Source organism: Dehalobacter sp. (genome assembly GCF_030063005.1).
Classification (GTDB): Bacteria; Bacillota; Desulfitobacteriia; order Desulfitobacteriales; family Syntrophobotulaceae; genus Dehalobacter; species Dehalobacter restrictus.
Genome location: NZ_JAPDHR010000015.1, coordinates 280,130 through 295,624, shown reverse-complemented (window position 1 = coordinate 295,624; position 15,495 = coordinate 280,130). Strand labels below are relative to the sequence as shown.

The 15,495-nt window shown below is 42.8% G+C and carries 16 protein-coding genes, 1 pseudogene and 1 riboswitch; of the genes and pseudogenes, 8 read left to right on the top strand and 9 right to left on the bottom strand.

What is annotated here, in order from left to right:
- Together OKX56_RS06025 and OKX56_RS06020 are read right to left on the bottom strand one after the other, a co-directional pair.
- Window positions 1-672 (bottom strand): AlbA family DNA-binding domain-containing protein, encoded by a 672-nt coding sequence (locus OKX56_RS06025; RefSeq protein WP_025204959.1) that lies wholly within the window; start codon window positions 670-672, stop codon window positions 1-3.
- Between the two features lie 139 nt (window positions 673-811).
- A complete protein-coding gene (locus tag OKX56_RS06020) occupies window positions 812-1,933 on the bottom strand; it encodes a PRK06851 family protein (RefSeq protein WP_025204958.1) in 1,122 nt (373 codons plus the stop codon).
- Window positions 1,934-2,240: 307 nt separating this feature from the next.
- Here OKX56_RS06020 and OKX56_RS06015 point away from each other — a divergent pair, with 307 nt between their 5' ends.
- The 3 genes from OKX56_RS06015 to OKX56_RS06005 all read left to right on the top strand — a co-directional run bounded on the left by OKX56_RS06015 (window position 2,241) and on the right by OKX56_RS06005 (window position 5,149).
- Window positions 2,241-2,591 carry a type II toxin-antitoxin system Phd/YefM family antitoxin gene (locus OKX56_RS06015; protein ID WP_019224840.1) on the top strand — a complete coding sequence of 117 codons (351 nt, stop codon included), beginning with the start codon at window positions 2,241-2,243 and terminating at the stop codon, window positions 2,589-2,591.
- Window positions 2,592-2,808: 217 nt separating this feature from the next.
- Window positions 2,809-4,572 carry an indolepyruvate ferredoxin oxidoreductase subunit alpha gene (gene iorA / locus OKX56_RS06010; protein ID WP_025204957.1) on the top strand — a complete coding sequence of 588 codons (1,764 nt, stop codon included), beginning with the start codon at window positions 2,809-2,811 and terminating at the stop codon, window positions 4,570-4,572.
- Entirely contained in the window at window positions 4,565-5,149 is a 585-nt protein-coding gene (locus OKX56_RS06005) for an indolepyruvate oxidoreductase subunit beta (protein WP_025204956.1), read from the top strand. The genes iorA and OKX56_RS06005 overlap by 8 nt, the downstream gene beginning before the upstream one ends.
- Before the next feature lie 231 nt (window positions 5,150-5,380).
- Here OKX56_RS06005 and OKX56_RS06000 read toward each other — a convergent pair.
- A pseudogene (locus OKX56_RS06000) lies at window positions 5,381-6,118 on the bottom strand (transposase); the annotation flags it as partial.
- A 563-nt stretch (window positions 6,119-6,681) separates the two neighbouring features.
- Here OKX56_RS06000 and OKX56_RS05995 point away from each other — a divergent pair.
- From OKX56_RS05995 to OKX56_RS05985, 3 genes are all read left to right on the top strand, one after another.
- Window positions 6,682-7,344, top strand: a complete 663-nt coding sequence (locus OKX56_RS05995; RefSeq protein ID WP_083221925.1) for a matrixin family metalloprotease — start codon at window positions 6,682-6,684, stop codon at window positions 7,342-7,344.
- Window positions 7,345-7,364: 20 nt separating this feature from the next.
- Complete coding sequence (locus OKX56_RS05990) at window positions 7,365-8,129, top strand: hypothetical protein (protein ID WP_025204954.1); 765 nt, start codon at window positions 7,365-7,367, stop codon at window positions 8,127-8,129.
- A 204-nt stretch (window positions 8,130-8,333) separates the two neighbouring features.
- The gene (locus OKX56_RS05985; protein WP_282432022.1) at window positions 8,334-8,462 is read left to right on the top strand and encodes a hypothetical protein; all 129 of its coding nucleotides are present in this window, start codon (window positions 8,334-8,336) and stop codon (window positions 8,460-8,462) included.
- Window positions 8,463-8,526: 64 nt separating this feature from the next.
- Here OKX56_RS05985 and OKX56_RS05980 read toward each other — a convergent pair whose 3' ends face one another.
- Window positions 8,527-8,760: a DUF2922 domain-containing protein gene (locus OKX56_RS05980; RefSeq protein ID WP_025204953.1), complete on the bottom strand. Its 234-nt coding sequence runs from the start codon at window positions 8,758-8,760 to the stop codon at window positions 8,527-8,529.
- 37 nt (window positions 8,761-8,797) lie between these two features.
- Complete coding sequence (locus tag OKX56_RS05975; RefSeq protein ID WP_025204952.1) at window positions 8,798-9,028, bottom strand: DUF1659 domain-containing protein; 231 nt, start codon at window positions 9,026-9,028, stop codon at window positions 8,798-8,800.
- 125 nt (window positions 9,029-9,153) lie between these two features.
- Here OKX56_RS05975 and OKX56_RS05970 point away from each other — a divergent pair, with 125 nt between their 5' ends.
- The gene (locus OKX56_RS05970; protein WP_051408081.1) at window positions 9,154-9,978 is read left to right on the top strand and encodes a DUF3102 domain-containing protein; all 825 of its coding nucleotides are present in this window, start codon (window positions 9,154-9,156) and stop codon (window positions 9,976-9,978) included.
- 301 nt (window positions 9,979-10,279) lie between these two features.
- Here OKX56_RS05970 and thiE read toward each other — a convergent pair whose 3' ends face one another.
- From thiE to thiD, 4 genes are read right to left on the bottom strand one after another with little or no spacing between them, the layout of a single operon-like run.
- Window positions 10,280-10,948 (bottom strand): thiamine phosphate synthase, encoded by a 669-nt coding sequence (gene thiE / locus OKX56_RS05965; RefSeq protein WP_025204950.1) that lies wholly within the window; start codon window positions 10,946-10,948, stop codon window positions 10,280-10,282.
- A complete protein-coding gene (thiM, locus tag OKX56_RS05960) occupies window positions 10,941-11,756 on the bottom strand; it encodes a hydroxyethylthiazole kinase (protein ID WP_025204949.1) in 816 nt (271 codons plus the stop codon). The genes thiE and thiM overlap by 8 nt, the downstream gene beginning before the upstream one ends.
- Window positions 11,732-12,964 carry a putative hydroxymethylpyrimidine transporter CytX gene (gene cytX / locus OKX56_RS05955; protein WP_025204948.1) on the bottom strand — a complete coding sequence of 411 codons (1,233 nt, stop codon included), beginning with the start codon at window positions 12,962-12,964 and terminating at the stop codon, window positions 11,732-11,734. The genes thiM and cytX overlap by 25 nt, the downstream gene beginning before the upstream one ends.
- Window positions 12,957-13,763, bottom strand: coding sequence for a bifunctional hydroxymethylpyrimidine kinase/phosphomethylpyrimidine kinase (gene thiD / locus OKX56_RS05950; RefSeq protein WP_025204947.1), 807 nt, complete (start codon window positions 13,761-13,763; stop codon window positions 12,957-12,959). Before thiD ends, cytX begins: the two co-directional genes overlap by 8 nt.
- A gap of 118 nt (window positions 13,764-13,881) precedes the next feature.
- A riboswitch (TPP riboswitch) is annotated at window positions 13,882-13,997 on the bottom strand.
- A gap of 199 nt (window positions 13,998-14,196) precedes the next feature.
- Between thiD and OKX56_RS05945 the strand changes: the two genes are divergently transcribed.
- Window positions 14,197-15,423 carry a putative DNA modification/repair radical SAM protein gene (locus OKX56_RS05945; RefSeq protein ID WP_025204946.1) on the top strand — a complete coding sequence of 409 codons (1,227 nt, stop codon included), beginning with the start codon at window positions 14,197-14,199 and terminating at the stop codon, window positions 15,421-15,423.
- Window positions 15,424-15,495: the final 72 nt, after the last annotated feature.

Sequence of the window (15,495 nt, the reverse complement as noted above, 5' to 3'; positions counted from 1 at the left end):
TCATTCTCCTTTAGCTTGCAGCGACAAAAGCTTATCTATTTTTTTATCAATAGCCTCTATTTTTTCCAGGCTGTTTTGATTGCTCCCAATGGCAGATTCAATCTGCAGCACTTTGCGTCTGAGCTCGTTTAAGGCATTTTGAAGCAGTGTATCCGAAGCCAGAATATCTTTCCCCAGTTCTTTCGTTGCTTCGCGAAAGCGGTTAAAAAATGTTTCGCTTTGTTTTTCGATGTAAAGGGTCAGCAGCCTTCCGGGAAGCAGGGTGTTGGTCCGGCCGTCCCCTCTGATCTTGTATGTGCCCCCGGCCGTACAGTACGGCTTTTCTTTACCGGAGGGAATCTCAATTCGGTAGATTGGTTTTCTGGCATAGTTTTCTATTATTATAGCGACTTCAACAGGCGGAACACAACTCTCAGCTTTACTTAAAATAAAGAGTCTCTCCTTGTCACCAACAGGACAGCCGATGATTCTACCTTTCTGCATGCTGTTTTTATCTTCAACTTCACCCACGCCAGCTAAAATGGTTCCTCCATTTTCTGAATTCGCAAATGCTACTAAATCTGTGGCTTGAATGCCTTTAACTGTCATCTTGAAATCCGCATCGAAACCTTCCTGTTTGACCAGCAGCTGTTTTGTTTTGCTGGAAATTGTCATATATAGATCTTTTTCCATAAAAACCTCATGATAGGATATTTTCCTATTCTATCATAACCAATCATCAAACAAAAAATCACTTCAAAGGATCGCTCAGGGAGATAGAAAACCAAGGGAGGGAGGGACACATCTTTTGTCCCCCCCTCCGCGGTATGTCTTAATGCAGTTGTTTTTCTGCTGCGCAGGCCTCACTGCCCGCAATATCCAAAATCCTGCTCAAGATCTCCTCGTATTTTTCTTCGACAGCCTTGAAATTCATATACGGGACATAATATTGCTCCAGAGCATCGTGCTCCTGTTTGGCCTGGTGAATGCAGTCCATTCCGCTGTGCATAAGATGACCAAACAAATCCAGGTCACTGTTCAGTTCCTGTGTCAGTGATGAAGAAAGCTCTGTATGGACATGCCTGTTCAGGTTAACGGACTCTTGATGATTGTTTCGGAAAGATTCGCTCGACGTCAGGGCAACCTGCAGTTCTTTGATCACAATCGTTCCGATCTTGGAAGGGATCAGCGGTAAGTGATAGATTTCTACATCAAAACCTTTTTCCATGGCCTTGGTGGCAATTTTCTCCATAAAAACGGATCTTCCTGTGCCCATCTCGCCTTCCAGATAAACGATTTCCCGGATTTCCTGAAGAATAGAATCTGTAAAATCAACAAAACCTTCCGGTGTATACGCACAGGAAAACAGATGTCTGGCCACGCCGGTCCTACCGGAGCTTTCCACCATGTACACACCCTCAAATATTTTCTTTGCCAAACGCGATGTTTCCATATTCAACGCGGAAAAATCCATAGACTGCCTGGTTATTGCCATCATATTCTCCGCGACCGCTCTGGCTGCACTTAACAAACGGTAAGCCCTGGCAAACAGACGGCTGACTTCATTCGTTGACGCGATAATATGTTTTACATTGTGCTGTATGGCATCCGTATCCCAGAATTCTCCCAGATTTATGATCTCATCCAGACCTCCAGGATACTTCGGATCCACAATATGCGGTGCAGTTCCATCAACCATCACAATCCCGGCATCCACAACCGCTATTCCGTCGAGGGAATGATGATCGGAAGAGCAGTGGTGGAATTCCACATCATAACCCATTTCTACCATTCTGTTCCCAATTTTTTTCATCAACGTTGATTTTCCGACGCCAGGTCCCCCTTTGACCACAAAAATTCGTTTCGTACCTTTTTCCAGCAGAAACGAATAGTACGAAAAAAATCCCTCTGAGGTATTTCCGCCCGGAAATACATGTTTCATGTTTCCTTTCATTTTACCGACACTCCTCAATGAATAATATGTTCACGCTTCATTTTATTGCCTGTTGCCTTAAAAGGTTCAATTGATGGTTCAGGGCAGTTCAGGAAAAAAGTTTTGACAAATCTCATTGATTTATTTCTCTTATTAATAAGGATTGTCGTTTCTTCGACTATTTTCATGCAGATATGCATGTTAATTACCACTAAAATCATTCAGCCGCTTGTTGCATTATTCCAGTTTCCAGCTTATAATCAAAATGTCTTTGGACGTTTGTCTGAGCATGACATTTGTGATCTGCTGAGGGAGGGGAGTTTCTCGCATGGATTTGCGCCGGGTATTTGACTGTATGATTTCCGTTTCGGAGTTAGGCCGTGGACAAGCTTCAAAAGTTATTCAGGCCGTTGAAGATGAAGGCAATCCCTATATCATCGTCAAAAATAACAAACCCCAGGCTGTCATCATCTCCATCCATGAATATTCGGAACTAATGCGCATCCGAGATATGGTCGCCTCTGGTCAGAATATCAGTTCTCCGCTCTATTCGCCCCATTTCCAGGATAATTATGCCTCCCTGAAAACAAATAATGTTCTTTCTGACGATGAAATCAATATTTTCCTTGAAAGTGAAGACCCCGAAGGCCTGGACCTTGAAAGCGAATCAAATGACTAAATGACGAACCACTAAATTGATTCCTATATATAAATTGAACAGTTATATAAATTATAACAGTTTGGCAATCATCCAGATATTTTCAAAAAATAGCTTGGATTTTGCTTGAACTGTTTTCTTTATTCATACTATAATGAATCTTATATCACCGAAAACAACCTATAACATTTGATGATATCTTATAAATGCAGATCTAAAATTTGAGAGGATGGGGACAATGAAAAAGCTTCTGACAGGCAACGAAGCGATTGCAAGAGGTGCCTGGGAAGCCGGAGTTGTAGTATGCACGGCTTATCCAGGAACCCCCAGTACGGAAATTACAGAAAACGCAGCAAAATATGATGAGATGTATGCGGAATGGTCCCCGAACGAAAAAGTAGCACTCGAAGTTGGTTTGGGTGCTGCGATCGCCGGCGGAAGAGCGCTTGTCTCCATGAAACATGTCGGGGTAAACGTAGCAGCAGATCCCTTGTTTACACTTTCGTATACCGGTGTTAACGGTGGACTGGTACTTGTATCTGCTGACGATCCGGGCATGCATAGTTCTCAAAATGAACAGGATAACCGTCATTTTGGACGGGCAGCAAAAATTCCGGTACTAGAGCCGGCCAACAGCCAGGAGGCCAAAGTTTTTACCAAATTGGCTTTTGACATCAGCGAGATGTTTGATACGCCGGTTATGCTTAGAACGACAACACGGGTGGCACATTCCCAGTCCCTGGTCGAACTTGCTGACCGCAAAGAGAAAGGAATTAAGGAATATCAGAAAAATCCTTCCAAATATGTGATGATTCCCGCAAATGCCCGTCACCGCCATGTGGTTGTTGAGGATAGGCTAATAAAACTAAAAGACTACGCTGAAAGTACCGATCTAAACCGCGTTGAATGGAACGATACGAAGATTGGAGTAATTACCAGCGGCGTAACCTACCAGTATGTCAAAGAAGTTTTACCGGAAGTTTCAATCTTAAAACTTGGCATGACCTTCCCGCTGCCCCAAAAAATGATTATGGACTTTGCGAACAAAGTAGATCAGTTATATATTGTCGAAGAGTTGGAACCTTTTATCGAAGAGTATGTGAGGTCCTGGGGTCTTGATGTTCATGGCAAGGATACTTTTCCGCTGATCGGGGAACTACTGCCGGAAACGATTGCCGCCAAAATCATGCAGACGCTTGGGGACTGTTCTCCCCGTGAGACGACCGAACCAGATCAACTGCAATATGAAATTCCTCCGCGTCCTCCTGTCCTATGTCCCGGCTGTCCGCACAGAGGTCTTTTCTATGTACTTAATAAGCTTAAAGTCACCGTCGCCGGTGATATTGGTTGTTATACGCTTGGCTGCCTTGCTCCGCTTAAAGCCATTGACACGACCATCTGTATGGGAGCAAGTATCGGTACTGCCATGGGCATGGAGAAAGCCAGAGGTAAGGATTTCGCCCGCAATCTGGTAGCGGTGATTGGGGATTCCACTTTCATTCATTCCGGGATAACTGCACTTGTTGACGTCGTATACAATAAAGCAACAACAACGACCATTATTCTGGATAACCGCATCACGGCAATGACCGGCCACCAGCATAATCCGACGACCGGTTTTACTGTTAAAGGAGAACCTACCAAAGAAATTGATCTCGTCCTTCTGGCCAAGGCCGTCGGCGTAGAAAGGGTCCGGGCTGTTGACCCGTTTAAGCTGGACGAACTGGAGAAAATCATCAAAGAAGAGCTGGCTGCTGAAGAGCCTTCCGTAATTATTACCCAGCGGATTTGCGCCTTAATCGATAAAAGCAAGAATAACCCTTATCGCATATCCACAGAAGCTTGTACCGGCTGTCTACGCTGTCTTAAATTAGGCTGTCCCTGTATCGCCAAGGAAGGAAAAGAAGTCAGGATCAACCTTGCTCAGTGTGTAGGTTGCGGGCTATGTGCAACTGTCTGCCCCAGCGAAGCAATCAAGAAAGAAGGTGGCGCCAATGATTGATATCACGAATATTCTTATTGTTGGTGTAGGTGGACAAGGGACAATCCTTGCGAGCCGAGTGATGGCGGGCGCCGTCCAAATGACCGGCCAGGACGTTAAGGTCTCGGAGATTCACGGGATGGCTCAGCGGGGCGGGAGTGTGGTTACCCAGGTAAGATACGGCAAAGAAGTCGCCTCCCCGATCATTCCTGAAGGTGAAGCGGATATTATACTCGCTTTTGAGAAGCTGGAGGCTCTCCGCTGGCTGCCCTATCTGAAAAAGGATGGCAGCATCTTAATTAATGACCAAAGAATCGATCCTATGCCGGTAGTCGTCGGAGCTGCGCAATATCCTTCCGATGTGTTGGATATTATTGAAAAAGAACGTAAAGAAGTTTTTATCATCAACGGGCTCGAAAAGGCTGTCGAAGCTGGCAACGCCAAAGCAGTCAACGTTGTTTTGCTGGGATTGCTGGCCAGATGCCTGAAGATCGACAAGCAGATTTGGCTTGATGTTATCCGGGAAACAGTCCCGTCTAAACTACTGGCAGTTAATCTGAAAGCTTTTGAAGCTGGTTGGAACGGTTACCTAAGTTAAGCATTTATGATGATTACAACATAACTGATTACGAAAGAGGCTGTGCTGAAACTTAAATAGTTTCACACAGCTTCTTTGCTATTTTGATATAATATTGACCATTTATGCCGCATTGCAGTAACAGCAAAGCAGAAGAATAAAAAAAGGGGCATATTACCCCTTACAGACCACCATTTTTCGCATATTATGTGCTATGCAATGTAATCCCCATTTCAGTTTGACCTTGCTCAATTCTTTTTCTATTATTCGTTTGGCTTTTTTGAGTTTTTTATCTTTCGGGATTTGGGACAGCCTTTCATCGATACGTTTTACTGCTGCTTCGATTGCTGTAGAATCGATAGGTTTGTCGGTTTCAAGTTCTTCCAGGTTTCGCTCCCCGTATTCTGCGTTCTCTTCGTCATTTTCTTGTTCGGCATATTGAATAAGTTCCTGACACTTTTGACGCAGGTTTTCTTTGTAGCGTTTGGATGATTTCCCCCATACCCAGCTGTATTTGTTGGCATTGGCTTCGATTTTTGTGCCATCCATAAAGTAGTTTTCGAGTTTGATATATCCTTCTTCTATAAGCAGTTCTACAACTTCACTGAAAACGTCGAGAATCACATCCTTCATCCCTTCCCCGCGAAAGGTATTGATAGTCTTGTAATCAGGGACATTGCCTCCGCAGATCCACATATACATAATATTTTCTCTGGCAGCTTTTTCGATCCTGCGGCTGGAATATGTTTTATCGAAATAGGCATAAACAACGAGTTTTGTCATCATTATCGGATGAAAACTGGATCTTCCTTTGCCGGGATACTGGGCATAGAGTGGTTCCAGGTTCATTTTTTTTATGGCCGTGTTGATTACTCTAACCATATGATTCGGGGGAATCAGGCTCTCTAGGTCGATGGGCAGACTCAGCTGATTTTGGTTATATTCTTTAAAAATGACTTTGTTATGTACCTTTTGCTCGGGTTTTGACAACTTTTTTCACCTGCTTTTACTATATATCTATGTTTATATTTTACCATTTTTTGCTTTCTATATGGTATGAAAAGCCGCCTAAAACTTGCGTTCTAGACGGCTTCTTCGGGCTAGTTTTCACACAGCCCCTTCTATATTTATTATTGTCTGACGAAAACCACCTTTAGGGGTTTATTTCTCTCTTTATAAGTCAATTTTACCAAAAATAGAACAAGCGTTTTTTCTATCTCTGTCCGTAGCTTGGACAATGGACCTTTATTTTTTATTTGAATTCTATAAAAATGTGTTGCGAAAAGTCATTGTGATTGTCTTTATGTAATGAGAAAGCAATATTGGAAATTTACGCTTTTATTGAAAGTAGCAAAAAAATATCCAAAGTGAGGTGATTTATTATTAGGACATTTAAGAGTGAGGCAATAGAAATATTACAATAAAGAAACCCCCAATAAACAGGACTTCCAAGGGTACTGTTTATCAAGGGCGACGTCCATAACTTTGCTTAATAAAGTTCAGGTCTGGTTTAATTTAACTAAATTAAATTGAAGAGGCAGTTCTCATGAAAAATGAACGTTGGAATTGAAAACCTATCAAGAATTATTGGTAAAAAATATCTGATGAAGGGATGTTTATTCATGAACATGAAACCAAAAAAATATCTGTGTTCTATAATTTTATCAACATTATTTACTATTCTTTTGGCGACACCCGTATTTGCAATAACACCTACATTTACTTATTCATGCTCTAGAGGAGTTAATGTATATTATTATATAGAGAATGGTTCAAGTAATCCTCTATATACTCCGATTAGAGATGCCGCATATAACTGGGAACATACAGGCTATGGATCTAATCCAATATATTTATATATTAAAAGTACAAATAGTGGAACCGCAATTGATTTCTATGCTAAGACTAGCTCCTATTGGGGTCCAGATGGAGATAATATAGGAGGACAAACTCGCCCAATGAATGCGTCTGGTTATGAAATAGACCCAAATTTAAGTAATTGGTTGTATTCAGAAATTTATTTAAATAATACTGCACTATCAACTTTGTCTTCTTCATTAAGGCAAGGAGTAACGGCACATGAAATGGGACACGCATTCGGGTTGGCACATTATAATAGTAACCCCACAGGTAGTATTATGTGCCAAACTGCCTATGGTAGGACAGTACAAACTGTACAACAAGAAGATAATGATGCAATAAATGCAAAATATTAATAATACAAGGAGGGATTTTCATGAAAAAGAAAACCGTTATAATTTTTAGTAGTATATTTTTTATACTATTATTGAGTGGAATTACTATATTATCTAAGACAAGCAACAATTCCGTATTAGCATCTGCAAACATTAAAAACACAATAGATAAAAATGTAAATAGCTTAAGTTCAACTACGGAGAATAAAGATGTAGTATTAGACTTAAGATCTGAATTAGATTATTTAATCAATACTACTGATAAAAAAGTTAGAAATGAAAATTCGGATTTTATAATTATCGGGACAGTCCAATCAGTAGATGGAAGTATAAACTATAATCCTAAAGAAGAATTATATACAGATATTCAAACTATTGGCAAAATAAAAGTTGAAAAAGTTATCAAAGGAAATGTTGAGGATAATATTATTCCATTTATAAGACTTGGCGGAGTAATTAGTTTTAGTGAATATGAAAAAGGACTAACTGAAAGTCAAAAAACAAAAGTAGAATTAACCAAGACGCTTACAAATGAAGAGAAAAAGACAAAGTATGTTTCATCCTATACAATGGGCAACATAAATATAGAACAAGGTAAAACATATTTAATGTATTTAAAATATGATCCTGATTATGATAGATACGGCATTGTATTTTTGCAGGATGGTTTGAGAGAAATTGATAAAAGCACAATGGCAAAATCAGAATCTAAAAAATTAATTAAAGACGAAATGTCAACGATAAAAGTAAAGAATAACGAAAGTGGAAAATTTGAAACTATTAATGACGTCTTAGGTGATTTGTAAACTTCAAGGAATGGCACGGGTGTATGGGGTGTATCCCGAACTCTATATAAACTCAAAATTGATGTAAAATTAGGCGAATATTTTATGGGAGCAATAGCAGGAAGAAGCTATCGCTCCTTTTGTCTTTTTGTGGGAGAGTTCGGGGCATCTTTTCACGCGATTTTTTCTCCGAACTTTTACTTCGACGATAGGAGGTTAAACAGAATGTCAGAGGGAAACAAAAAAAGATTTCCATTATGGATGTACCCTGAAACACAGAAAAGGGTTCAGGATATAGCAAAACAACACTGCACAACCACGGTGATCATCTCTGACGCTTACATTCTTACTTAAATGTACTGGAGGGAAAAGGGCTGAAGCTGTTGCCAAAACAACAGCTCCAGAGCGCTAGGCACGCTTATCCTTCGGGAGGATCATAGAGATCCTCCACGTTGTTGTCGTAGACCTTAACGTCCCGCATTAATTGTAACTCCCCACTGGAAGTGAGGAAAATATTCCGCTCGATAACCGTATCCATGACGGCTTCGCACTGAGCCTTCGTCAGGCCTTCGATCGGATCCGGCACGTTAATGCCGAAAGTTTTGCCACCTGTGGTGGCAAACGTCAGGCGAACATATCTGGTATTTGCCATATGATCACCTCCTTTCCCGCCCAAACCGGCAGAAACCTTATCCCTCTTCGAACTCAAGCCGGTAATTCTTCTGCAACAGGATATCCTGCAGTTCATGTTGACTCAAACTGTATAAGGCTGAAATGACATCATAAAGGGCTTGCTCCGTGGCGTCAGGCTTAACATAATTCAGTCCTTTTTTCCTGAGGATCGGACCGCCGGCCGGCGTCGTACCGATCTGATAGCGTCCGGCCAGAACCGAACTTAACGGGATCATGGTGACAGGCATGGCTGTGCACCTCCTTTCTCTTTGACAGGCTGACTTGTCTCGCCTGTCCTCATTAACTACTTTATGAATATTTTGTCCCGGGGGTTACAGGTTGTCCTTAAAAATATCCGGAGTCGCCGCAGTTAATCGCGTCGGAAATTAACCTGATCAAAAGACAGACCCATCGGATCGTGCTCAGCAGCGCCATCGAGATCGGGCGGCGGCTGACGGAGATCAAGGAACAGGTCAAGTATGGGGAATGGGGCCGTTGGCTGAAAGAGGAGGTCAGCTACTCCCAGGATACGGCCGAAAAAATGATGCGCCTCTACCAGGAGTACGGCGTCAAACAGCTTTCTATCTTCACCGACGGCGAACCGGACCAGGAAATACCCGAACTGAGCTTTTCACAGGCCTACATCCTCTTAGGCGTACCGGAAGAGGAAAGAGCCGCTTTCATCACGGACACGGATGTCGCGAGAACGTCTACCCGCGAGCTGCAAAAGGCGATTGACGACTGGAATCAGGCCCGGCGGAAGAAGGAACAGGCCGAACAGGAAAAAGCGGTCCTGCAGCAAGCCCTGGAGGAGGAAAAGGAAAAGTCCGCCCGGCTGGCCCAAGCGAACGCCGTATTAGATAAAAACGCCCAGGAATTGTTTACGGCCAAGAGCCGGCTAGAACGAAAAGCCGAAAACCTGCAGAACGAGGTAACCTCCATCAAAAAAACAACCGCTTATAAATCCCTGAACTCCCTGCGCAAGAACTTGAGCAGTGCGTCGACCAAGGTACGCGCCAACAATATCGCCTTTCTCTACGGGGAACTGGACCGGGTGATCAAAGAACTGTGGTTCCAGCTCGATAAGATCAAACAAAGCGACCCGGACACCTTCGTTGCCTATAAGGATAAAGTCTATGAGTTTCTGATTCAGCGGGCGCGGGATGAGATATGGGCAAAGGATATTCCGGAACTGTAAATAAAAATCCTGTTGTGAAGAATCCCGTTGTCACGACCGAACAGCGGGATTCTTCTCTAATTGAATACTACTTTTGTTGGTGGCTTTAGTACTGATTGAAACGCGACGTAAAAAGTCATCAAGCTGATGTGCATCTCAGGTCAAACTGGAATGGGGATTACATTGCATAGCACATAATATGCGAAAAATGGTGGTATGTAAGGGGTAATATGCCCCTTTTTTTATTCTTCTGCTTTGCTGTTACTGCAATGCGGCATAAATGGTCAATATTATATCAAAATAGCAAAGAAGCTGTGTGAAACTATTTAAGTTTCAGCACAGCCCCTTTCGTATAATTAGTCTGTTTTTGATATGATTTTTTTAATTCCCGTGCTGCCTGTTCAATGTCTTGCGCCGCTAGGATAGCAGAAACTACGGATATTCCGTCAATCCCGGTTTCCATCGTACGCACAGCATTTTCCTTCTTAATCCCGCCAATCGCTACGACAGGGATTGAGACGGCTTTTTTTATCTTCTCCAGCACTGCCAGCGAAACAAGTTTGGCATCGATCTTCGTTCCTGTTGCATACATTGCCCCTACTCCAAGATAGTCCGCTCCCTCTTTTTCCGCTTGAATGGCTTCTGCAACATTACTGACTGATATCCCAATGATTTTATCTTGTCCAATGTGTTTTCTGGCTACCGCAATCGGCAGATCTTCCTGTCCCAGATGCAGACCATCAGCATCGATGGCTAAGGCAATATCCAGACGATCGTTAATAATCAACGGAACATTGTAACGGGAAGTCAGGCTTTTCAATTTCTCGGCCATTTCATAAAATTCCCGGGACGGGGCGATTTTCTCCCGAAGCTGAACAAGAGAGACACCACCTTCAATTGCTTCCCGAACACAAACGATCAAATCCCGAACTCCGATATAGCTTCTATCAGTAACAAGATAAAGAGAGTAGTCCCATTTTAAGCTAGGCAAGCAATTTTATCCTCCCTTCTTTCCTTATCGTATCTTCACCCAGATTATAGACACTATCGAAAAGTCTCACCCTAAAAGTGCCTATTCCTTCCTTATCTTGCAATGTTCTTTGGGCTAGCTCTCCGGCAAGCCCCATCGTCATTACTCCCGCTGCGGCCGCTATAAAGGAATCTGCAACCACGCCGCAGTAGGTTCCGACCAGCGCTGTCGCCATACAGCCGGTACCTGTAACATGCGCCAGGATCGGATGACCATTTGCGATACTGCATACTGCTTTTCCATTTGTAATAATATCCGTTTTACCGGTAACAGCTGCTACACAGTTCATTCTAGCCGCTAAGTCTTTGGCAACTTCTACCCCGCCCGTTTCGTCCGTTACGGAATCGACTCCCTTGGTTTGAACGTTCAAGCCGTTTAAACACTTGATTTCGGACATATTTCCTCTGATTACGGCAAAATGAATTTCATTTAGCAGTGTTTGGGCAACCTTATTGCGATAGGGCGTAGCGCCTACACCTACAGGATCAAAAATAACAGGTATGTGTAATTGGTTGGCTCTCTTTCCTGCCTTGATCATGGAACCAACCGTTCTTTCACTCAAAGTGCCCATATTAATCACAAGGCTTGAAGCGATCGCCACCATATCTTCAACTTCACTGATATCGTCAGCCATCACCGGTGAGCCCCCGAGCGCGAGAATGATATTCGCGCAATCATTGACCGTAACATAATTGGTGATGTTGTGAACCAGCGGTCTTCGCTCTTTTAATTCTTTCAGAGCTTCTACACATTCTTTGATGATATCCATTTTCCGACAACCCCTTTACCTAAAATACAAAATATTGCTGTTATCACCATTACAGGCAGGGTACTTCCTAAGAAAAAACCGCTCGCCGCAAACTGCTGATAAAGTACAACGCCTATAACCCAGATCAGCATGTTTAGCCAATTGATAGCCTGATCTTCCTTGATCTCCTTTTTTCTGAAGATATAATACTCCGTTAAAAGAATTGCGAAAAGCGGAGCAAAAACGGAACCTATGGCATAAAGAAAGTTCTCATACTGTTCCATGGGCACAATGACGGCAAGTACAGTTCCGATAAATGTCATGACCAGACCAGCTATTTTATCATTTGCTTTCGGCCAGATATTCAGATAACTGACTCCCGCTGAATAAGCATCAAGAAAGGTCGTCGTCACCGTAGATAAAACCACAATTCCCATTGCTGCAATTCCAAGATTGGCAGATAGGAGAATTGCCGAAATATCAGAATTCCCGGCAACAATAGCCGCTCCCAGTCCGATGACATACATCCAGCTGCTCCCGACAAAATAGCCGCCGGCACTCCCCCAAAAAGCTCCCTTGCGGCTCTTTGAATAACGGGTATAATCTGAAATCAGTGGTAACCAGGATAGCGGCATAATTACGCTAAGTTCTACTGCTGCACCAAAGGAAAGCTCTCCATCTGGAATCTGGACAGCTAAACCAGGATTTTTGAAGACAATCGTGCTTAAGACAATTGTCAGAATGAATAGCAGTCCTACGGCCAGAGCATTCACTTTGTTAAGCTTTTTTATCCCGACCCCAATCCAGAGACAAATTAGTAAACCGATAAAAATGCTCCATAATAGCTGGTTATTAAAGCCCCAGAGAATCTTGCTGATTTCATTGACTGAACGAGCGCCCACAATAATCATCACAGCCGTCCAGCCAAGAAGCTGCAAAATATTTAGAACTGAAAAACCATAAGACCCGTATTTTCCAAAAGAAATTCGGGTAGATTCTATGGCCGAAATTCTTTTTTCTGCACCGATTATTCCGGTGAGACCTAGAATAACAACGCCAAGCAAATGCCCCAGCAGAATAGCCTGAACACCTTTGCTGAAACCAAGGGGAGCAATTAATGCCCCGGTATAGATTTCAGCAATAGAAACTGCTGCCCCAAACCAGAGGATAAAATGGCTGAAAGAAGGAACCCCTTGTGTTTTATTATCAGGTATTTTAGAATCACTCATCCATCATTCCCGCTTTCTTATAAATTTCGTAAAAATGGTGCGTTGGGCCTACCCCTTTACCTATTTCCAACGAATGCTCTATCGCCATCGTAATATATTTTTTACTTGCTTCTACGGCCCTGGTCATTTCCATGTCCTTGGCCAGGTTTGCAGCAATAGAAGCCGAAAGGGTACAACCGGTGCCATGGGTATTTTTCGTATTCAGCCTTGGCGCTTTAAATTCAGAAAATACTTTTCCATCAAACAGAATATCCGTCGCCGTTCCCTCCAAGTGTCCACCTTTTAGCAAGACACAGGCGGGTCCCAAGGATAAAATTATTTTTGCTGCTTCCTTCACATCCCGAAGATTTAGGATCGGCCTTCCTGTAATTGTCTCAGCCTCAGGAATATTCGGAGTAACGATGGTCGCAAGCGGCAGTAGGTTTGTAATCAAAGCCTTTCTGGCATCTTCCTTCAGTAAAGGATATCCGCTTTTCGAAATCATCACCGGATCAAGTACAATCCTTTTGACGTTATGCTCAATTAATCTATCCCGAATCGTTTCTATAGTCTCGCTTACCGATACCATCCCGATTTTCAATGCATCTACTTCAATGTCTTCAAAAATTGCATCGATTTGTTTCCCGATAATCTCCGGCTTAATATCCTGCACAGCAATAACCCCTTGGGTATTCTGTGCTGTCACAGCAGTTATCACACTCATTCCATAAACCCCATGTGCAGCAAAAGTCTTCAAATCAGCCTGAATTCCTGCTCCACCACAAGTGTCACTGCCTGCAATTGTTAATACTTTTTTCATAGGATACCTTCTTTCTCGATTTCTGAGCAGAAAAACGAAAAACACAAATCGGAAAAAGATTTGTGTTTTGTCTGCTTAAAAACATTGCAGTACGTACTATACGTACGTCTAACATCTCATGTATTCCAAAACTTCTTCCCTCCGCCAGCATTACCTGGATCAGGTTATAGGAGTCAAAGACATCATTGGGTCTTTATCTCAGCCGGCCTCGATCCGGCACCCCTGAAATTAAGTTATTTAATTTTGAGCTGGTAAGATTAGAATAATTGAACCTAGTATAGTATTTTCTGAAATAGATTTCAAGTCGATCTTTTTTTTTATTTTTTGTTCTTATTTTTGTCTTATCTATCTCCGAACCCGTATTATGCAGAATTATCGAACATATGTTTGCATTTCTGTTCTGTTTCTGCTAAAATTTATTGGGGTGATGAGCATGAGTACCCTGGAAAGACTTGCAGTCCTCGCCGATGGAGCCAAGTATGATGTTTCCTGTGCTTCAAGCGGGGTAAATAAACAAAATAAAGGCGGTATCGGCAATTCCAAATCATTTGGCATCTGCCATACCTGGTCTGCCGACGGCCGCTGTGTTTCACTCTTAAAACTTCTTCTGACCAACTACTGTATTTATAACTGTCATTATTGCATTAACCGTAATCAAAATGATATCCCGCGAGCCAGTTTCACGCCAAGGGAAGTTGCCGACCTGACGATTCAATTCTACAGGCGAAATTATATTGAAGGTCTTTTTTTGAGCTCGGGGATTGAGCGCAGTCCAAATCATACCATGGAAAGGATTTATCAGGTTCTTGACATTCTGAGGCATGAATATCACTTTTACGGATATATACACGTCAAAGTGATTCCCGGCGCCGATCCGGCGCTGGTCAACAAGACCGGATTACTCGCCGACAGGATGAGCATTAATATTGAACAGCCTACAGAGCAGAGCCTCAAACTCCTGGCGCCGCAAAAGACACTGCCCGTCCTATTTGCGCCGATGAATCAAATTAATAATCAAATGACGCAAAACGCTTCCGAAAGAAAGATCTTCCGACACGTCCAAAAATTTGTTCCGGCAGGACAGTCGACCCAGATGATTGTCGGGGCAAGCAAAGACAGTGACCTTTCCATTATTAAAGCCACAGAAACCCTTTACAACCGTTTTCAGTTGAAAAGAGTCTATTACTCGGCCTATGTTCCCGTTAATGAGGGCCCAAATCTTCCTGCTCTTTCCACTTCTCCGCCTTTGCTTAGAGAACACCGGCTCTATCAGGCGGACTGGCTGCTGAGATTTTACAGCTTTAAAGCGGATGAAATCGTCAATGAACAAAGTCCGTTTTTGGATACCGATTTTGATCCCAAAATTTCCTGGGCGCTTCGAAACATGCAGTTATTTCCTCTAGAAATCAACCAAGCCTCTTATGAAGAGCTGCTTCGAATTCCTGGCGTAGGCGTGACTTCCGCCCAGAGAATCATCCTGCAGCGCAGGCTGGGTAATATTTCTTATAATCATCTTAAAAAAATGGGTGTGGTTCTTAAGCGCGCTAAATATTTTATTACGTGTCAGGGCTGTTATTACGGAGGCATCCCTGCAGAAAGTGCCTTGGTGCGCCAGGCCCTGGCACCTGTAGCCAAACCCGTTCAGCTATGTTTGTTCTGATTTATCCTGTAAACATAGATGATCATTTTAGGGTTGACAAGGTTCTAGGAATCTTCCGAAGAATGAGGGACT